Genomic DNA, 19,120 nt, shown 5'->3' with positions numbered 1-19,120 from the left:
TTCTGTCGTCCGTGATTTCTTCGAATGTTTCCTCCAATGTCATTTTTACTACCCGAAGTTATTTTATCATCTCGCCTAATCTTTAAATACAATACTTGTTAAGAATTCAATTGCAGAGTGCTTTTGATGCGGATGCCCTGTGTTTTTATGTCTGTGAATTCATTAAGCAATCCCGCTTGAATTTTTCACTTCTTTTGAATCCGAAATCTTCCACAAAAAACGGAATCCCAGTTCAGCTTTTTATAGTCCTTTTTCTCTGTCTTATCGGCATTCTTCTTATCGCTGTAAGCCAGTTCACAAATCTTTTCTATTATTTTGACAAAAACAATCTTTACCATAGAAGCACATTTTATCCTGTAAGCATAGTTCTGGGGCTTTTGCCAGGAATTATCACATTCACAATCATTCTTCAGAACAAAAAAAAGCTTGCAAAAAATGTCTTTATCTCTCTTTTAGCATATTGTGCGTTTCCATTTATTGGCATTATTCTCCTTCTTATTGTATACGGTTTCCCATGGGTAGATTTTTCTCTTGGGCTTGGCGCGCTTCACCTCTTCTACTCTTCTATCAAATTGATGGAGCTTGAATTTTATTCGAGGGAGCAGGAACATAAAATTCTGAATCCAATCTACAAAGCAGAGCTTCACACAAGCGAAACTCAGAAACGGGTCGTAAGAAATCATTTCTGGCAGACTTTTTCTTTGTGTCTGGGCGGAATTCTTTTAGTTCTTGTAATCGTCTCAATCAAAGGCATATCTCTTTCGGAAAAAACTCTCGTAATCGAAGAGCCTTATTCTGAAAATGATGTCTCAAAATCGGTCTGCGTGACTTTTATCCGAAATGCCGAAAAACACTGGATTGACGGCGATGATCCTGACAGAACGGGCGCACAGTACGACGGCGTTATTTTCAACAACATGAAAAGCACAATTATCACCGATTGGAAATTCTCAATTTTTGTTCCAGAAAACTCTTCCGTGGATCCAGGCCCATGGAACGGCACATTCACGCTCTCCGAAAACTATTTGAATGTCAGAAAACCGCATGACGGCGACAAAGAGAATATTCACGGCTCAGATTTTTACACAATCACTCCTCTAAAGACACTTGGTTTCGGCTGCATCATGTACACACCGCATGATTATCAGCCGCTTAATCAGATGCTTGTATTCACCTATTCAAGTATTTTAAAGCCTCTTACAAATACGATTTTTGATATTTTCCTCGGCCTGCTTTTTGTGATTTTCATTATTTCTACGACAATCATGCTTTTTGAAGGAAAACTTATCCGCGTCGAAGAAGAAAACCGCAAGCTTGAAAGCACAGTAAAAGAACGCACCAAAGAGCTTGAGGCAGAAAAGAACCGCTCAGAAAGCCTTCTTCTGAACATTCTTCCGAAAGAAATTGCAAAAGAACTCACGGCTCACCCGGACAGCACAATAGCTAAGCAATATCCTAATGTCACGGTTCTTTTTACAGATATCGTCGGCTTCACAAAGATAAGCGGAGAAATGACGGCCGAAGAAGTTGTCACCATGCTCAACAAAATGTTTACTATGTTCGATGAACGCGCTCAACGAGAAGGAATCGAAAAAATCAAGACAATCGGAGACGCTTACATGGCAGCTGCGGGCCTTACCCTGGAACAATACAACGACGGAGCATTGAGAATGATTCGTTTTGCAAAAGGCCTTCTGGAAGATGTTAAGACTTTCAACGAAAATTCAGATATCAAGCTCCAGATTCGTCTCGGAATAAACTCAGGTGCGCTTGTTGCTGGTGTAATCGGAAAAACAAAGTTCATTTACGACATTTGGGGCGACACCGTTAATGTTGCAAGCAGAATGGAAAGCACGGGGCTTCCTATGAAAATTCATGTGACTGAAACGACAAAAGCTCAGACTTCAAGCCTTTACCAATACAGCAAGAATACAGAAATTGATGTAAAGGGCAAAGGCATGATGAAGACTTATTTCTTGTAAATGTTCAGAAATATTTTTACAGTTTCCAGCTGACTGCTTTTTTGCGTGAATCGATGAAGTGGGCGTAGATTCCGTTCATTTTCATAAGCTCGTCGTGCTTTCCCTGCTCGGCGATTTTGCCTTTGTCGAGTACGATAATCTGGTCTGCGTTGCGGACGGTTTTGAGACGGTGTGCAATCATGATTACTGTTTTTTCGCGGGTAAGTTCGCGGACGGCTTCCATCAAATCGCGCTCGTTTTCCGGGTCAACGTTGGCCGTGGCTTCATCGAGAATGATAATCGGAGCGTTTTTCATGATTGCGCGTGCGATTGAGATTCGCTGCTTTTCGCCGCCGCTCAGGCTTGCTCCTCCTTCGCCAATAACTGTGTCGTAGCCGTTCGGAAGCTGCATAATAAAATCGTGGCAGCAGGCTTTTTTTGCGGCTTCAATTACGCGTTCCATTGGAGCATTTGGCTCTCCAAAGCGGATGTTGTTTGCGATTGTGTCGTGGAAAAGGTAGACATTCTGGAAAACAAAGCTGAAATTGCTCATGAGACTATCCATGTCGTAATCGCGCACATTTTTTCCGCCGAGTGTGACCGTGCCAGAGTCCACATCCCAGAACCGTGATAAGAGATGGCAGAGAGTTGTCTTTCCGCCGCCACTAGGTCCGACGATTGCAGTTGTAGTGCGAGCAGGAATATTAAGCGAAACTCCGTCGATGATTTTTTTCTTGTCATACGCGAAGGAAATGTTCTGTGCAGAAAGTTCCTTTAACTGCTCATTACTCATTGCTAATTGCTCATTGCTAATTATCTTCATGGTCGGGACATCCAAAATGGCCTGTGCTTTTTTAACGCCGATGTCGATTGTCCTCAAAAGCGCGCTGTAATTTCCGCCGGCTTCCAGGGCTGTGAAAAGCATGAACGAACAGACCAGCATGACTGCGCAATTTTCCAGCGGCATCGTTCCCTGCAAATAGAAGAAAAGGGAAGCGAGCATGATTGCCACTCCGCTCATTTTTGCGACAAGGCTCTGGATTGCGGCAATCGGAATGCAGCAAAGTTCCATTTTGAGACAGACTTTTTTTGCCTGATTGATTACGTCGTTCAGTTCTGCGCTTCGGCTTCCTGTGAGATTATAAGCACGGACTTCGGCGATTCCCTGAATGTATTCGAGAATTTTACTGATTTGATTTTCGTCGGCGATATTTTTTTCTTCGGAAACGCCGCGGACTGAAAGCCTCATAAAGACATTCACCGCCTGAAAGAGCAAAAATCCTGCCAGGGCGACAAGGGCAATCCGCCAGTCAAAAAAGAAAATCATCACGATAATCAGGGCTGAATCCAAAAGCCCCTGCATTACGAGCATGACGGCGCGGGTTGCGACATCGCCCACGAGTTCCATTGTGTTTGTGGTGACGCTTGTGATTTGTCCGAGCGAGTTTTTGTTGAAGTAGCCCATGGGAATGTAGCGAAGGTGCTCGGCGATTTCGATGCGTTTTTTGGCACAGGTTCGGTAGCCGCCTTCGGTCTGCCACATGGAAATCGTTTTTTTGGTGATAATGGCCGCCGTAACGCTAAAAATCATAATTGCGAACGAAAGCCATATTGTGCGAGTGGTAAACGGCTCTCCCTGCGTAATGGTGCGGATTAGTCCCTGCATCATCACGGCGATTGCGGCAATTCTGAGTGCCATAAAAAATGAGTTCACGACTCCAAGAACAATTGAAGCGTAAAATTTGTTGCGATTTTCCTTGTCGCAGAAATTGAAAAAGTTTCGTAAAATTTCAAACATTGTATCCTCCTTTCGCTACTCGTCTTTACTCTGTACATGTGCTTCCCACATTGATTTGTAGAGTCCGTTCTGGGCAAGAAGTTTCTCATGTGTGCCGTGAGAATCAATCTTGCCGTCTTTGATTACATAAATCTGATCGGCATCTTTTACGGTTGAAAGGCGGTGCGCAATTACAATCAGCGTTTTGCCTTTTACGAGCTGGGCTACGCTCTGCTGAATAATCGCTTCGTTTTCGGGGTCGGTGTAGGCCGTTGCTTCGTCAAGGATTACGATTGGGGAATCTTTCATCATGGCGCGGGCGATGGCGATTCTCTGCCGCTCTCCGCCGCTCAAATGCGCACCGCTTCCGCCGACGATTGTGTCAAAGCCGTTTTCGAGTGACATGATAAAGTCGTAGCATCCACTGCGACGAGCAATTTCTTCAACTTCGGAATCAGTGGCTTCAAGGCGACCAAGCCGGATATTTTCGCGCACGCTCAAGTCAAACAAGAAATTGTCCTGGCTTACATAAGCTACGTGGCGGTTGTATTCTTCAAGCGAAAGATTTTTAATGTTCACGCCGCCGATTTCAATCGAGCCGGAATCAACATCCCAGAGAGAGGCGATAAGCCGTGCGATTGTAGACTTTCCGCTGCCTGAAGGCCCCACAAAGGCGGTGTAAGAGCCCTGCGGAAGAGTCATGCTGATTCCGTGCAAGACTTCATTGCCACACCAACCGCCTTCCTTGTTGCGGTTGTCACACGGATTCGAGATTCCTACGGAATCTCCGTTTTGTATGTTTTCTTTCTTTTCTTGATTTTGCGTTAGCAAAATCGAATCCGTGTGACAGTCTTCAGAATCTTTCTTATACGAAAATCTCACATCACGAAGCACAATCGAATTGTCCGAAGGCTTTTTTGCATCTTTTTCCGGGCGGGAAAGTTCTGGCATGTCCATGATTCCACCGACTTCACCAAAAATTACGCCTGCTTTTGCCAGATCATCGTGGTAAGAATAAACGACCAGAAGCGGCTGAATAACGCTCATCGAAAGAATTATGATTGTTATGAAATTGACTGCCGAAAGTGAGCCATTCAAAAAGAAAAATCCTCCAATCGGTAGAACGGCCAGCAAGGTAGAGGGCGCAATCACAAAGGCAATCGTAAAAGGCCAGATACAGTCGCGCATCCATTCAACATAGCAGTCAGAACCTTCGCGGGCAGCCACAACAAATTTTTCGTAGCTCGACTTTGACTTTCCGAATGCTTTGATGACTTCGATTCCGTTGATGTACTCAACCGCGGTGTCGTTCAGGATTTTTGTCTTTTCAATCGCATTGTTGAACCGCTCGGTCATGTTTATCATCATAAAACACGATGAGATGAATCCGATTGGGAGAGTTGCAAGCGAAGCAAGTCCCATTCGCCAGTCGATGTGGAAAAGATAGACGAACATTGTGAGAGGGAGCAAAAGGTTGCTTGTCCATTCTGGCAAAATGTGCGCAAGTGTCGTTTCCATGCTGTCGATTCGCTCGATAAGGATATTTTTGAGCGAGCCAGACGGCATATCAAGAACCGAACCGAGCGGAACTCGTGTGAGTTTGTCGCACAGGCTTTTTCTGATATTTGCAAGAACATTGAATGTGGCGACATGGCTCAGCGTGGTTGAAATCGCATGGAAAAACGCATTTCCTGCCCAAAAAAGCGCGATGATGGCGCACTCACGAAGATACACATTCCAGTCACGCACTCCCGAAAGAAGCTCTTGCACGATGCTTGCAATCAGAATGTAAGGGGCGATTCCACAGGTGACTTTGAGCATAGCAAAGAAAATGCTCGCAAAATACGCAGGCTTTTTTTCGCCGGCAAATGTGAAAATCCATGTAAGAAGTGATTTCTTTTTCTTTTCAGACATTTTTGATTCTCCTGATGTTAGCACAAACTAACCAAATTATTTATATAACAGTGTTATATTTTTGTCAATCGCCTTTCCTGCTAAAAAAAATTGCCCGCAAGCTTTCACTCACGGGCATATAGACTTAAAAAAATGATTTATCTCAGCTTTTTGTAGCCGTAAACTGCTGTGTCTCCGAGTTCTTCTTCGATTCGGATAAGCTGGTTGTACTTGGCCATGCGGTCGGTTCGGCTCATTGAACCTGTCTTAATCTGGCCTGAGTTTGTTGCAACTGCGATGTCGGCAATTGTTGTGTCCTCGGTTTCGCCTGAGCGGTGGCTTGTGACTGTTGTGTAGCCGTGGCGGTGAGCCATTTCGATTGCTTCAAGAGTCTCTGTGAGCGAGCCAATCTGATTTACTTTGATGAGGATTGCGTTTCCGGCTCCCATTTTGATTCCTTTTTCGAGGAATTTAACGTTTGTTACAAAAAGGTCGTCGCCAACGAGCTGACATCTTCCGCCGATTCGTTCTGTAAGCTTTTTCCAGCCTTCCCAGTCGTTTTCGTCAAGACCGTCTTCGATTGAATCAATCGGGTATTTTGTAATCAGTTCTTCAAGGTAAGCAATCTGCTCGTCGTCTGAGAGGCACTTTCCGTTCGGGTCTTTTGGAGTTCCGTTTGAAAGCTCTTTGTAGTTGTAGAAGAATTTTCCGTCTTTTTCTACGCTGAACTCAGAAGCGGCACAGTCCATTGCGATTTTTACGTCTTCGCCAGGTTTGTAGCCTGCGTCTTTGATTGCCTGAACGATTGAATCGAGAGCGTCATTGATTCCGTCGAATTTTGGAGCGAATCCGCCTTCATCGCCTACAGCAGTTGAAAGTCCGCGGGCCTTCAGCAATTTTGCGAGTGCATGGAAAACTTCTGCTCCCATTCTGATTGCTTCTTTTTCTGATTTTGCGCCAACCGGACGAATCATAAATTCCTGGAACGCAATCGGAGCGTCTGAGTGAGCACCGCCGTTGATGATGTTCATCATTGGAACAGGAAGAACGTGAGCATTTGCACCGCCAATATAACGGTAGAGAGGAATATTAAGGGCTTTTGCTGCTGCCTGAGCTGTTGCAAGAGATACGCCCAAAATTGCGTTTGCACCGAGTTTAGATTTTGTTGGAGTTCCGTCGAGTGCAAGCATTTTAAGATCAATTGCACGCTGTTCAAAAACATTGTCGCCTTTGAGGGCCGGAGCGATGATTTTGTTTACATTTTCAACGGCTTTAAGAACGCCCTTTCCGCCGTAGCGTTTTTTGTCGCCGTCACGAAGCTCAAGTGCTTCATTTTCGCCGGTTGAAGCTCCAGAAGGAACTGCGGCACGACCAAGAACGCCGTTTTCAAGAATTACGTCTACTTCAACAGTAGGATTTCCGCGAGAGTCGATAATTTCGCGGCCGATTACATTGCTGATTGCAAGTTTATTCAACATTCTTAACCTCCAAAAACTCCGCGTTAGCGGCGTTGCACGGATGCAACGAATATGTGAGTTTCGAAGAAACTCAGCCCCTGTCGGTGCTACAAGGATGTAGCACCGACAGGGCAACCTCCAAAATACGAAAGAAAGCAAGCTTGTTGAAGCTTTCCAGGAAAGTGCTGATTAAGTACTTTCCAGACACTGCAGAAGTGGAACATTTCATCAGCAAACTTGCAAAATACCCTAAATGGCTAGTAAAGGGTAGTTAGTTTTATCTAACAGAAGTTAGAATACACTTAGAAGATTATTTTGTCAATTACTCTCTTTTAATAAAAAAAGCTGTCATTGAAGTGCACTACACTCCTCTGACAGCCTTTCAGAAATAATTTTGTTTATTCAACCTTTATTCCCAGCAGTTTGTAGCCGCCGAAACTTGTAAATTCCATGATGTCGGAGAGGTATTCTTTTGCTTCTTTTTTGGGCATATTGTGAAGAATTATGTCACAGAAAGCGTTGATTATTGTGGATGCCATAAAATGAATTGTCATTGGTGAAACTTGTTTTGTGGCGATTTTCTGTTCGTACATCCAGGCGAAGGTCTTTTCGCAGTTTTTTGTATACAAGTCGCAGATTTCTTCCTGAAAATGTTCATGTGTGCTGCCGGCTGATTTTCTGAAAAGCAATGTGAAAGCATCAAAATTCTCATATACATAGTTAAGGAAATCTTCGGTTGATTTTTTTTCAAAATCTATGTGTTCCTGCATTTGTTCCATGGCGACGTTTTCATGATTTTTGGGATCGGCAAGCATTATCACTTGTTTTGTAGCTCTAATGGCATCATCAACAAGTGCGCAGAAAAAAGAATCCTTATCCTTAAAATGCCGGTACATGGCTCCTGTTGTGACTCCTGCATTTGCTGCAATTGTGCGCAGAGAGGCTCCTGTAAAGCCTTTTTCGAGAAATTCTTTTTTTGCACTTTCGAGAAGTTTATTTTTTGTTTCGATTGAAGATTCTGCCATGAGGCTAGTGTGCGATAAAAAAAAGCATTTGTCAATAAAAAAAAGATAACATCGTTATCAAAATCTATTGACAAGATAACAGTGTTACCACTAATATAACAGTGTTATAATTATAGCGGTAACACTGTTATCATAAAGAGGTGTTTTATGAAAGTAAAAAAGATTAATGACTGGTTTGAAAAGTTCGGGCGGTTTGAAGTAAAGCATCGCTGGGCTTTTCTTATCTGTCTGATTGTCGTTACGGTTGTCGGGTCTTTTGGCCTTAGCCGCCTTAAACTAGACAATGGCGAGGAAGACTGGTTTGACGACTGGGAAACTACAAAGCGTAATCAGGACCATTTTGAAGACATTTTCGGCTCAACGGACAGCCTGTTGGCTCACATCAAGGCGGACGATGTTTTTGACCCGGAAGTTCTCAAAATGATTGACCAGCTTGGAGACGAGCTTTTACAGAATGTTCCTTATGCCGGAAGCATTACTTCGCTCATGGAACTTTCGATTCCAATCGGAACGGAAGAGGGCTTTGAAGTTACAAGTCCTTTTGAAGATGGTGTGCCAGAGGACGCAGAAGAACTTGCACAAAAGAAGGCCTTTATTCTGAGCCGCGAATCGCTTGTGAATACACTTGTCAGTGCTGATGCGACCGAAACCTGGCTTATCGTAAATCTTGAGCAATATTCAGAAAACCTGACAGAAGCTATGGTAAAAATTGCGCCGCCTGCCATGAAGATTTTCAATGACCCGAAGTACAAATCTGACAAATGGGAAATCCGACCGGCGGGCATGAGCTACACTGAGTTCGAGGAAGAAGAGGCGACAATGAAGCAGCTTGTTACACGCATTTTGCTGGGTTTTCTGGTAATGCTTGTCTGCCTGATAATTTTTATCCGTTCTCTCCGCGGAATTGTAGTTCCTTCGATTTCAACAGTCGGTGCCCTTACAACAACGCTTGGTTTTTCCGGCTGGATGGGAATAAAGGGAAACAACTCAATGATTATGATTACCGTGCTTCTTTCGATGGCACTTGCGGTCGGATATTCGGTTCACTATATCAACAGCTTTAAAATGTACTTCCGAAAAACTGGTAAGCGAAAAGAATCAATCGTAATGGGCGTGCGTGATACAGGCTGGGCTTTGTTCTTTACTGTAATCACGACTATGGCGGGAATGCTTTCCTTCCTTTCTGCAGGAATTAAGCCGATGCGCTGGGTTGGCGGGATTACAGCGGCTACGGTTTTTGCAGTTTTTGCTTACATCATAATTCTTCTTCCAGTTCTCTACAGTTTTGGAAAGGACAAGTCTCCGGATCCAGATTTTGTGGAAGCAGAAGGTGCGACAAAATCAGACTTGCGTGTTGAAGCGATGGGAAAATCAATCCTCAACAAAAAATGGATTACCGTGATTCTTACGGTTCTTGTTTCCGCTCTTGTGATACCGGGGATTTTCAAAATCAAAGTGAACATGAACTACTCTGACATGATGGGCGAGCGCACACCTTATATCAAGCGTCTTTTGGAAATCACAAGGAGCCAGCTTGGAAGCCAGTACGATTATGAAGTTCTGATTGAATATTCGGATGAGGACGCGATTAAAAATCCTCAGGTTCTCAAAAAAATGGACATTCTTGCGGAGAGAATCGGAAAACTGAGCCAGACAAAAGTTTCCAACGGAAAGCCGCGGGTTTCTTCGGTTACTAAAATCATTAAGGAAATGAACAGAACTTTGAACGAGGATGACCCGGCTTCCTACATCATTCCGGATAATCAGGATTTAGTAACGCAGATTATGTTCCTTTATGAAATTTCTGGTGGAACGGATTTGTATGATTACATAAGCAATGATTTCCGCGCGGCATATTTGAAAGTTGAACTTGCCGGTTACGACGGAGAAGAAATTGTAAAGAATCTTGCGGAAGTCAAAAAATGGGTCGCAGAGCTTTTCCCGGATGCAGAAAATGCAGGAGTCGTTGGCGAAGTCGTACAGTATGCGCAGATGAACGGAAAGCTTGTCCGCGGTTCAATCAAATCGATTGGCACTTCGCTGATTATAATTCTGATTCTGCTAGTTCTTGCATTCACATCGATTAGAACCGGATTTATCGCAATGATTCCGAATATTGTGCCGATTGCGCTGATTGGCGGAATCATGGGCTACGCAGGCGTAAACCTGGACATGATTACCGCGATGATTATGCCGATGATTCTTGGAATTGCCGTTGACGACACGATTCATTTTACGAATCACATTAAATATCATTTCGAGCTTACCGGAAATTACAGAAGCGCAATAGAAAATTCATACCGCGAGATTGGAAAAACGATGATTATGACGACGATAATTCTCTGCGCCATGTTCGCGATTTTCCTTACGAGCACGATGAATGTTCTGGTAAATATCGGCTGGCTTTCGGTAGTCGGCCTTGGAAGCGCACTGATCGCGGACTACACAATCACGCCGGTGCTGCTTTATATCACACGACCGTTTGAAAAAGAAGCGGGCGTTGCGGGCGGCGTCTGAGCCCGCAGAGAGGGTAGGACGCAACGAAGTGCGGCCGCAGGGGGAGACTTTCCCCTCTTAAAAACTTTAGAAGGAGATTTTTTATGAAAAAGACAATTTTTACACTTACAGCATTTTTGATGGGAGCGGGACTTTTTGCACAGTCGCTCACGGGCTACGAGATTATGAAAAAGGCAGATGAAGTTCCTGAGCCTGTAACATCATCTTCAACTGCAACTCTCACGATTCACACGAAAAAAGGTTCGGACAGAAAGCGCGAAGTCATCATGAAAAGCAAGGACTACGGAGATGTCAAAAAAGAAGTCATCGTCTTTGTGACGCCAAAAGATGTTTCGGGAACCGGCTACCTGATGTTTGAGTACGAAGAAGATTCAAAGGGCAACAAAAAAGATTCTGACAACTGGCTTTATATGCCGGCGATGAAAAAGACCCGCCGAATTGCTTCGAGCGGCTCAGAAAGTGACGGAAGTTTTATGGGAACGGATTTTACTTACCGCGACATGGGAGACAGAAATCTTAACGACTATGATTACAAGCTTTTGGGTGAAGAAAGCGTGGACGGAACTGAATGTTACAAGGTTGAGTGCGTTGCAAAAGATAAAACTGAAAAAGACCCGCGATATATTTCTTACATCGCAAAATCTGATTTTATCCTCAGAAAATGTGAGCTTTTTGACCGACAGAATCAGCTTCACCGCGTTCTGACCTGCACAAACTTTACGACAATCAAAGGCTTTACGACAGCTCAGAGAATGAAAATGGAAAATGTTCAGAGCGGCACATGGTCACTTTTTGAGACTGCAAACATTGTTTACGACGGCGGTGACATCGACGATTCAATGCTTACTGTTGCCGCACTTGAGAAAGGCAGAATACGGTAGCAAAGGAGGGGGGAAGTCTCCCCCTGCGCCTCATCTAAAGAATCGGCTACCCCCTCTGCGGGGTTCCCCCGCAACGCCCCGAAGGAGTACATAATGAATAAATTGATTTTATCGGCAATTTTTTTACTTTTAGGTTTTCACAGTGCAATCTCACAGGAAGTAAAGTTTTCCGGAAATGTTGAAACTCTCTGGGGAGCAGGTTTGCCCTGGACTGACAAAGAAAAATCCAGAGGCCGCATGACTTTGGGTGAAACTTCATTTACCGGGAAAATTGACTCTTATTTTGGGAACAGTTCTGCTCTTGTTGAAGGTTCTGCAAAATACGACTCAATTGAAGATTCTCAGGATTTTTCGCTTTCCGAATGCTGGATGGACTATACTGCGGATTTCTGGGGAATGAGAATCGGACGGCAAAAAACTGCCTGGGGAAAGGCTGACGGAATCGACATAACAAACGTGATTTGCCCGAAAGATCTTTCGAGCCTTGCTGTTATGACGACAAATGAAAAACTTGCAATTGACGCTCTTCGTTTTTCTGTAAATGGAAATCAGTTTACGGCTGACGCATACTGGATTCCATTTTTTACGCCGGCAAAACTTTCGGATGCAAAATTTGAAAAACCTGAATCAAAATTGTCGAATGGCGAGGGTGGCTTGAAACTTTCGGGATATTTTTCTGTGCTGGATTTTTCGTTCTACGGATTTTACGGGTGGGACGATATGCCCTTTTGGGATTATACAATGTCTTCTGAGGGCGTGAATGTGACTGGCGAGTATAAGGACATGGCAATGTTGGGGATGGACGCCGCAATTCCAATCAAGGAGACAGTCCTCCGCATGGAAGCGGCTTTCTTCCCGAAGCGACATTTTCAAAAATCTAGCGGAATTATTATAGAAGAAAAAATGCTTTCTGCTGGAAAAGGCTCTTCCGGCTCAGTTGAAAGCTCCCTTCAGCGCAACGAAGTTTCTGCCCTTGCAGGTCTTGACTGGATGCCTGAGAGCTGGACTTTCACCGCGCAATATTACTGCGACTATGTTTTTGGAGAGCTTGAAAATCTTGAGCGGGAAAAAGCCCTGCAGCATGGAGCGACTTTGAGCGTTTCAAAAAAACTTCTGTCAGACACACTTGAATTAAGTTTCAGTGGAGTTCTTGGTCTGAATGATTTTGACAGTTTTATAAAGCCTGCTGTAACTTACAGCCTTTCGGATCAGATAAATCTTTCTGGCGGAGCTTACATTTTTATTTCTGGCCCGGATAAAGACGGTCAGTACGGCTCATACAAGGATTTAAGTACGGGTTACATAAAATGTAAATTCAGTTTCTAGAAAAGCAGCGAAATATGAAAAAAACGATTTGGGACACATTCGCACCGATTTACGAATGGGCTATGAAAAGTCAGAAAAATATTTACGATTTTCTTTACAGACAGATTTCAATAGCTTCTTTTGATAAGACAGTGCTGGAACTTGCGACTGGACCTGGCATGTTGCGCGTCATATAGCTCACAGTGCTTTTGCCATGGGAAGATGCACCTTCTCCATTGTGACAAGCATGAGCCTTCCGAGTAATCCCTTTGGATTTCCGAAATTATCAGTGAATGACATTTTTCCCTTCCCTTACCATTCAAAGGTTGCCCAGCGGTCGTTCATCTTTGGAAGAAGTTTTGCAAAAAGCCAGCCGCCGAATGAGTGTTTTTTCATTTCCTCGTTAAAGCTGTGTTCTTCCACAAAACGGATTCCCTCGCACAAGTCTGCGATTTCCTGACCACTCCAGGTTCCGCTTTTAAAGACTGCCTTCGTATTTTTTACTGTGTCGTGATATTTCTGATTTTTGACCATGAGAGGATTGTTCTGCTCGGCAATCAGAGTTCCGTTTGGGAAATTTGTTTTTAAAACAGAAAGGAGTTTTGCAATTTCTTCAAGAGTGAGATACATGAAAAGGCCTTCGGCAAGGAAAAGCACTTTTGAGTTCGTTTTTGCGATTTCTGCTTTTACCGCTGCACACCAGCTGTCTTCAAGAACGCTTCCCGGAAGCATCGAAACCCGCTCTCGCTCACTAAAAACTTTCTTTCTAAGCTCGATAGAATCCGGCAAATCCAGGTCAAACCAGAAGATTGAGCCGTTGTCCACGCGGGAAAAACGGTTGTCAAAGCCCGCTCCCATGTTTACTATTACAGCGGAAGGATTTTTTGCGATAAAATCTTTTACCATGCGGTCAAGCATTACGGTTCGGGCAATTACTCCCTCATGTGACATAAATTTGTCGTATGGAGCCGTGTCGATGCCAAGATTCTTAATCATCTCGACTGCAACTTCATCACGGACACGAGGATTTTTTCGCAGACTCTCGTTTGCCTTGATTGCCACTGGAATCAGAGCCGTTGTCTCTACATCACCTAAAGAAATTGTCATTTTTTACATCTCCTGTTAGTTTTAGCTAACTTATATTTATAACAATGTTATATCCTTGTCAAGATATTCATTCCTCACCTATTTCAGAGAAAAATCCATTACAAAAGTAAGGGAGAGTGCTTTTTGTCCCTTTGCCATTTTTTTGAACGGTGCAGATTTTTTTATTGCGGAAAGACATGCTTCGTTGAGGACCTCGTGCTCGCATTTTTCCAGGATTTCTGTTTCCGAAAGACTTCCATCGGGATTGATTACAAGATGCACACGAACTTTTCCTTCAAGTCCTTTTGAACGGGCGGAATAAGGATATGTTTTTTTGGATGCAATTCGTCCGAGCGCGTAAGATTTGTAGCTTGCAAGGGCTTTTTTTTCTGAATCAGAAAGAACTGGCTCTGCATTTTCTGAAATGCCTTCTGTTGAGTCTGATTCTTCACTGCATTCCGCATTTTCCGCGATTTCGTTTTCTGTTTGCTCTTCTATTTGATTTTCGTGAGTTTCTTCGATTTTTTCTTCAATTTTCTGCTCGCGCGGAATCATATTTTCTTTTGACTCGGTGAGTTTTTTTTCTAATTTCTGAACTGGCGCGACTTTCTTTCTTTTTTTTGTCATTGTGACGACTGAAACTGTATTTTCAAGGCTAGATTCTCTGGTAACAATTCCATCTGACTGGAAATTCCATAAAGGAGCGATAAAAGTCACACAAACGAGAAAAAATGTGCAAAGACCAGAGCAAATCCAGCGGCTTTTTCCGCAATACAATTTAATCTTCAAGACTTTCATGGACAATTCCTATCCGGCTTATCCCGGCATTCTGGATTTTTGTAAGAATCTGAACGATATGCTCAAAATCAACCGTGCGCTCACATTCAAGAGAAAGCGCAATATTCGGATTTTCAGCGTACAATTTTGAAAGTGTCGGCTCAAGCTCTTCCAACGAGATGATTTTTCCGTCAAGTTCCATCTGGCTTGTATTTACGGCGAGAACTTTTGTGGAATCCTGCTGCGTACTTTCCGTTGTCTCCTCCGTCCGAGGCAAATCAAGCGGAAGCGAAGTCTTTTTGAACTGAGTCGAGACCATAAAAAAAATCAAAAGAATAAAAATCACATCAATCAGAGAAGTAATATTAACAGTCAATTCTTCTTCGTTATGTTTCAGAAATTCCAGATTCATCATAAATTTTTCCTTTCAACTTTCCACTTTCCGTTTTCCACTTTCACCTTTCTACTTTCAATTTTGCTCCGAGCCTCAAAGTCGTGCCGTCCTCAAGGCCGTAATATTTTTCCTGATTCTCACCGTTCGTTCCTTTCTTGAAGTGCTTGTTGCCAAGAATGTTGTCCGCACCGAAATACACTTCAAGTTTTTCATCAAAGAATTTTTTCGAAAGGCTTGCATTCAGCATGAGATAGTCCGGAGAATAATAATCCGTTCCAGTGCTCAAAAGCTGCTTTGAATTCCATTGCACGTTTGCACTAACCGAGGTTTCAATCACAGGAATCAAATATTCTGCGCCCGCCGTAACTCTGTGCCGCACCCGCAAGGCCAAATCCTGCCACTCGTCACTTGAATCATTAAAAGATTTTGCCTCTGTGAGAGCATAGCCAATTTTTCCTTTGAACCGCTCAAGTTCCGTGCAGGCCGAGACTTCCCCGCCGTAAGTGATTGCCTTGTCAACATTCTGATACTCGCGGATTTGCGGTGAAGAAGTTGCATCAATCACAACGCTGTCAATCAAATCGATGATGTAATTAAAATAACCGCCAAGATTGATTTTGAAGTAATTTGCTACATTTTTTTCGATTTCAGCATTGAGACTGTGTGACTTTTCACTTTTCAAATCCGGGTTTCCGTAGAGAATGAAATTCCCGGCACCAGGCGCATAGCTGTGACGGAAAATCCAGTGTTTTTCTTTGAGCGAAGGCATTTTATAGCCCATTCCGTAAGAAAGCCGGAACGCCGTGTATTCTGTCGGAGCGTATTTCAGGGCAAGTTTCGGAGTCGCCATAAAATTTGTGCTGCTGCCCTGAATCTCAGGCGAATAATTCAGACGGAATCCCGGAACAACAGAAAGTTTTTCGTCAAAAAGCAAAATCGTGTCCTGCGCAAAGAAAGCGGTTTCAAGGGCATATTTTCTCTCACCAAAAGAAGAGCCGTCGATTGATTCCAAATCTGCGTTCGCACCGAAAATTAAATCATTCGATTCGTTGAGCTTCCAATGAGCGCGGATGTCACTTTCCCAGTCACAAGAATTGGAGTCCGTGCTTGAAGATGAAGAATAAACTCCCGCCTTAACATCGTAACTCGTCTTCATGTAATAGAATTTTCCGGCAGAAAATCCGTCAAGGTAAAAATTGTCGCCGAAAATGTATTTGGCGTTCAATCCCCCTTCCCCACGAAAAGACCGGTAATCCATCTCGGCCCCTTTGTCGTAGCCAGTTTTCGTAAAATTGCTTTTTTGGTCGGAATCTGCGTAAAGACCATAAATAGCGACATTTCCCCAATTATCTTTCCATGTGAGCGTGTCGCATGCAAATCCGAGAATTTTCTGCGTGTTCTCGAAGTAAGTGATTTTCCCTGCAAGAGCATCGAAAGTCGTTTTTTCTTTTCCTGGAACATAATTGAGACATGCTGCAAGAGAATTTGAAAGATTTTTTCCGCCAGCAAAGAAAGTTCCAGCCAGATAATTTTTCCAGTTCGAGATTGCAGGTGAATATCCGAATTCTTCCGTAAGACTGCCAGAAATTTTCACGTTTTCTTCAGAATCTGCATTTTCCGCATTTTTTTTCGTGATGATGTTTATCGTTCCGCCCATCGATTCACTTCCGTAAAGAACAGAATCCGCGCCTTTCGTGACTTCAATCCGCTCGATGTTCTCCACAGGAATCTGAAAAATCGGAGTCGAGCCGTCAAAATCAGAAGAAACAGCCACGCCATCAATCATGATTTTTACATAGCCGTTTCCAAGCCCCTGCATCGAAATCGATTCGTTTGCGTTTCCTGCGCTTGCATTGCTCACGGTGATTTCCGGGAGATTTTTAAGCGCGTCACCTACCGTTTTCGCACCCGATTTTTGAATTTCTTCCTCACTAACGACAGATTTTTGTTCAACCAACTCGCTGATTTCCTGAACAAGTTTTTGAGCCGAAACTTCAATAACGGCATCTTCTTCTTCGATGACCTGAGACCGTGCATAACCGGTAAAAAACAAAGAAAAAGCTGCAAAAGGAATCAAAACTTTATTTTTAAATAACAAGGAGCGCAACATTAGAAGACCCTAATTTTAGTTATTTTTGTCTAACTTTTATAAAACACAAATAACATAATATGATTTTCAAAAACTTTGTCAATATTATTTTTATTTTTTTCACACCGCAAACAACATCTCATAATTGCAAAGATTAACTTCATGCCCTATAATTTTCTTATGGCAGAAAATACTTTGCAGAAAATCCATGAGATTGCATCAGCCGAATTTTTGGAAAAAGGCTTCCGTGGGGCATCTCTTCGCGAAATTGTCAAAAAGGCTGGAGTCACGACCGGCGCATTTTACGGCTATTACAAAAGCAAGGAAGAGCTTTTTTCGGCAATGGTAAAAGAACCTGCTGATTATGTTGTGAATCGTTTCAAGTCGCTTGTCGAAGAGTTCATGCAGCTTCCAAAAGAAGAATGGGCAAAAAATATGGCAACCTATTCCAAAAAAGGCATAACCCAGATTTACGAATATGCTTTTGAGCACAAAGATGCTTTCCGTTTGCTTCTGAATGCGAGCGAAGGAACTGAATTCGGCAACTTTATTCACAATCTGGTCGAGCAGGAAATAGAAATCACGCACATTTTTTACAAAGAAATGGAAGCTCAGGGCTATAAACCTTACGCCTTTGAGCCAACTCTTGAACACACGATTATTTCAGGCGAATTCTCCGCACTTTTCGAGCTTATTGTCCACGACATTCCTTATGAAGAAGGCCTGAACTGCGCCGAAAAAATCCATGACTTTTACGAAGCCGGCTGGCAGTCCGTCTTAAAGCTGAACTAAATCACAATCTGATTTTCATTGACCTTAATTCCATTTTGTGCTATAACATCGTTACATATCACCGTTATAAAACATTATTATATTACAAAACGAGGTAAAAATTATGGCATTTTCTAACAAATGGGTTGCTTTTGGTGTTGGCGTCGCTGCAGGTGTTGCTGCTGTTGCATTGGTTAAAAATCCAGCTTTCAAAAAAGCTTGTGCAGCTGTCGTTGGAAAGGGCTTGCAGCTCAAAGACGATGCATGTGCTTTTGCTGAGTCTGTAAAAGAAGACGCACAGGACATCGTTGCCGAAGCAAAATACAACAATTCAAAAAAAGCCGAGGCTAAGGCATAAAAAGCGCGGCGGAGCAAAGCTGGTTCTCAAAAACATGAGCTGAGATTTTCACTCCGCCCAATGACCGTTTACACGAGGCAAAATCTTGACCGTCACAATTCATCATGCTCTGCCTGGCCGAATCCGCATTCACTACGATTTGCACGAAATTACACCCAGGCAGGCAATTCTCGCACAGAGCCTTATCGCCGTTCAGGAAGGAATTATCGATATTTCCGTCAACACGAACATCGGCTCTTATCTGATTATCTTTGATTCTTCCGTTATTTCTCAGTCCCAAATCGAAAATCTCTTTAAGGCTCTTGGCTCAAAATATCTTGACGACGAAAAGCTGCTTGAAGCCGTCGCCCAGATTCCGATTACAGAAAGCATCATGAGCATTTTTATCAGCACGATGATAAATCATTTTGCCAAAAAACTGCTCCCGCTTCCGCTCAGGCGTCTTTTGCTTTTTACGAACATCGTTCCGCGAGTTGGTTCTGCTTTGGGAATGTGCTTCAGACATGGAAAGATTTTCAGCACACAGATGCTCGATGCGGCGGCTCTTACCACGGCGGCTTTCACCGGCAACACGAACACGGCTTCTTCAATCTCAATGCTCCTCAATTTGGGCGAAGAAATTGAAGAAGTCACTAAGCGGGTTTCTTACGGAAACCTTGCCCACAAACTTTTGATTTCTGACGAGCCTGTTCATATTCTGGTGGATGGTCAGGAAAAAACAATTCCGTGCGAGGCTCTCAAAAAGGATGATCTGGTTATTGTTCGCGAAGGAAGCATGATTCCGTGTGACGGCACGGTAGAAAAAGGCGAGGGCATGGTAAATCAGGCC

General features: G+C 43.4%; 16 protein-coding genes. 8 read left to right on the top strand and 8 right to left on the bottom strand.

Features of this window, described 5'->3' with window-relative positions; all coding sequences use genetic code 11:
* Positions 1-95: 95 nt before the first annotated feature.
* Positions 96-1,982: an adenylate/guanylate cyclase domain-containing protein gene (locus tag IJJ71_RS04175; RefSeq protein ID WP_296845490.1), complete on the top strand. Its 1,887-nt coding sequence runs from the start codon at positions 96-98 to the stop codon at positions 1,980-1,982.
* A gap of 16 nt (positions 1,983-1,998) precedes the next feature.
* Here IJJ71_RS04175 and IJJ71_RS04170 read toward each other — a convergent pair whose 3' ends face one another.
* From IJJ71_RS04170 to IJJ71_RS04155, 4 genes are all read right to left on the bottom strand, one after another.
* Positions 1,999-3,759 carry an ABC transporter ATP-binding protein gene (locus IJJ71_RS04170; protein WP_296845489.1) on the bottom strand — a complete coding sequence of 587 codons (1,761 nt, stop codon included), beginning with the start codon at positions 3,757-3,759 and terminating at the stop codon, positions 1,999-2,001.
* A 15-nt stretch (positions 3,760-3,774) separates the two neighbouring features.
* Positions 3,775-5,652: an ABC transporter ATP-binding protein gene (locus IJJ71_RS04165; protein WP_296845488.1), complete on the bottom strand. Its 1,878-nt coding sequence runs from the start codon at positions 5,650-5,652 to the stop codon at positions 3,775-3,777.
* Between the two features lie 137 nt (positions 5,653-5,789).
* Positions 5,790-7,109: a phosphopyruvate hydratase gene (eno, locus tag IJJ71_RS04160; protein WP_296845487.1), complete on the bottom strand. Its 1,320-nt coding sequence runs from the start codon at positions 7,107-7,109 to the stop codon at positions 5,790-5,792.
* Between the two features lie 377 nt (positions 7,110-7,486).
* Complete coding sequence (locus IJJ71_RS04155) at positions 7,487-8,113, bottom strand: TetR/AcrR family transcriptional regulator (RefSeq protein ID WP_296845486.1); 627 nt, start codon at positions 8,111-8,113, stop codon at positions 7,487-7,489.
* Positions 8,114-8,260: 147 nt separating this feature from the next.
* Between IJJ71_RS04155 and IJJ71_RS04150 the strand changes: the two genes are divergently transcribed.
* From IJJ71_RS04150 to IJJ71_RS04135, 4 genes are all read left to right on the top strand, one after another.
* Positions 8,261-10,630, top strand: coding sequence for an efflux RND transporter permease subunit (locus IJJ71_RS04150; RefSeq protein WP_296845484.1), 2,370 nt, complete (start codon positions 8,261-8,263; stop codon positions 10,628-10,630).
* An 83-nt stretch (positions 10,631-10,713) separates the two neighbouring features.
* Positions 10,714-11,511, top strand: coding sequence for an outer membrane lipoprotein-sorting protein (locus IJJ71_RS04145; RefSeq protein WP_296845483.1), 798 nt, complete (start codon positions 10,714-10,716; stop codon positions 11,509-11,511).
* A gap of 93 nt (positions 11,512-11,604) precedes the next feature.
* On the top strand, positions 11,605-12,837 hold the full coding sequence (locus IJJ71_RS04140; RefSeq protein ID WP_296845482.1) for a DUF1302 family protein: 1,233 nt from the start codon (positions 11,605-11,607) through the stop codon (positions 12,835-12,837).
* A 14-nt stretch (positions 12,838-12,851) separates the two neighbouring features.
* A complete protein-coding gene (locus tag IJJ71_RS04135; RefSeq protein ID WP_296845481.1) occupies positions 12,852-13,013 on the top strand; it encodes a hypothetical protein in 162 nt (53 codons plus the stop codon).
* Between the two features lie 115 nt (positions 13,014-13,128).
* On the opposite strand, the gene IJJ71_RS04130 is transcribed toward IJJ71_RS04135, so the two are convergent.
* The 4 genes from IJJ71_RS04130 to IJJ71_RS04115 all read right to left on the bottom strand — a co-directional run bounded on the left by IJJ71_RS04130 (position 13,129) and on the right by IJJ71_RS04115 (position 17,150).
* Positions 13,129-13,923 carry a class I SAM-dependent methyltransferase gene (locus tag IJJ71_RS04130; protein WP_296845480.1) on the bottom strand — a complete coding sequence of 265 codons (795 nt, stop codon included), beginning with the start codon at positions 13,921-13,923 and terminating at the stop codon, positions 13,129-13,131.
* A 78-nt stretch (positions 13,924-14,001) separates the two neighbouring features.
* Positions 14,002-14,700, bottom strand: coding sequence for an energy transducer TonB (locus tag IJJ71_RS04125; RefSeq protein WP_296845479.1), 699 nt, complete (start codon positions 14,698-14,700; stop codon positions 14,002-14,004).
* Positions 14,681-15,094 (bottom strand): ExbD/TolR family protein, encoded by a 414-nt coding sequence (locus tag IJJ71_RS04120; RefSeq protein ID WP_296845477.1) that lies wholly within the window; start codon positions 15,092-15,094, stop codon positions 14,681-14,683. The genes IJJ71_RS04125 and IJJ71_RS04120 overlap by 20 nt, the downstream gene beginning before the upstream one ends.
* A 40-nt stretch (positions 15,095-15,134) precedes the next feature.
* On the bottom strand, positions 15,135-17,150 hold the full coding sequence (locus IJJ71_RS04115; RefSeq protein ID WP_296845475.1) for a TonB-dependent receptor plug domain-containing protein: 2,016 nt from the start codon (positions 17,148-17,150) through the stop codon (positions 15,135-15,137).
* A gap of 192 nt (positions 17,151-17,342) precedes the next feature.
* On the opposite strand from IJJ71_RS04115, the gene IJJ71_RS04110 reads away from it, so the two are divergent.
* The 3 genes from IJJ71_RS04110 to IJJ71_RS04100 form a co-directional block, all read left to right on the top strand.
* Positions 17,343-17,954 carry a TetR/AcrR family transcriptional regulator gene (locus tag IJJ71_RS04110; protein ID WP_296845474.1) on the top strand — a complete coding sequence of 204 codons (612 nt, stop codon included), beginning with the start codon at positions 17,343-17,345 and terminating at the stop codon, positions 17,952-17,954.
* Between the two features lie 103 nt (positions 17,955-18,057).
* A complete protein-coding gene (locus IJJ71_RS04105) occupies positions 18,058-18,291 on the top strand; it encodes a hypothetical protein (protein ID WP_296845472.1) in 234 nt (77 codons plus the stop codon).
* An 85-nt stretch (positions 18,292-18,376) separates the two neighbouring features.
* The coding region (locus IJJ71_RS04100; RefSeq protein ID WP_367113215.1) for a P-type ATPase actuator domain-containing protein at positions 18,377-19,120 on the top strand (744 nt) is incomplete at its 3' end.

Origin of the sequence: Treponema sp., assembly GCF_017430385.1 — a bacterium.
Classification (GTDB): Bacteria; Spirochaetota; Spirochaetia; order Treponematales; family Treponemataceae; genus Treponema_D.
Note: the sequence above shows the minus strand (reverse complement) of the source record. Positions and strands in the feature narration are given on the sequence as shown.

What these genes read in the sequence shown, in the direction of transcription:
- IJJ71_RS04170 (WP_296845489.1), bottom strand. Translation starts at nt 3,759, where the DNA reads ATGTTTGAAATTTTACGAAACTTTTTCAATTTCTGCGACAAGGAAAAT.
- IJJ71_RS04165 (WP_296845488.1), bottom strand. Translation starts at nt 5,652, where the DNA reads ATGTCTGAAAAGAAAAAGAAATCACTTCTTACATGGATTTTCACATTT.
- eno (WP_296845487.1), bottom strand. Translation starts at nt 7,109, where the DNA reads ATGTTGAATAAACTTGCAATCAGCAATGTAATCGGCCGCGAAATTATC.
- IJJ71_RS04155 (WP_296845486.1), bottom strand. Translation starts at nt 8,113, where the DNA reads ATGGCAGAATCTTCAATCGAAACAAAAAATAAACTTCTCGAAAGTGCA.
- IJJ71_RS04150 (WP_296845484.1), top strand. Translation starts at nt 8,261, where the DNA reads ATGAAAGTAAAAAAGATTAATGACTGGTTTGAAAAGTTCGGGCGGTTT.
- IJJ71_RS04145 (WP_296845483.1), top strand. Translation starts at nt 10,714, where the DNA reads ATGAAAAAGACAATTTTTACACTTACAGCATTTTTGATGGGAGCGGGA.
- IJJ71_RS04140 (WP_296845482.1), top strand. Translation starts at nt 11,605, where the DNA reads ATGAATAAATTGATTTTATCGGCAATTTTTTTACTTTTAGGTTTTCAC.
- IJJ71_RS04135 (WP_296845481.1), top strand. Translation starts at nt 12,852, where the DNA reads ATGAAAAAAACGATTTGGGACACATTCGCACCGATTTACGAATGGGCT.
- IJJ71_RS04130 (WP_296845480.1), bottom strand. Translation starts at nt 13,923, where the DNA reads ATGACAATTTCTTTAGGTGATGTAGAGACAACGGCTCTGATTCCAGTG.
- IJJ71_RS04125 (WP_296845479.1), bottom strand. Translation starts at nt 14,700, where the DNA reads ATGAAAGTCTTGAAGATTAAATTGTATTGCGGAAAAAGCCGCTGGATT.
- IJJ71_RS04120 (WP_296845477.1), bottom strand. Translation starts at nt 15,094, where the DNA reads ATGATGAATCTGGAATTTCTGAAACATAACGAAGAAGAATTGACTGTT.
- IJJ71_RS04110 (WP_296845474.1), top strand. Translation starts at nt 17,343, where the DNA reads ATGGCAGAAAATACTTTGCAGAAAATCCATGAGATTGCATCAGCCGAA.
- IJJ71_RS04105 (WP_296845472.1), top strand. Translation starts at nt 18,058, where the DNA reads ATGGCATTTTCTAACAAATGGGTTGCTTTTGGTGTTGGCGTCGCTGCA.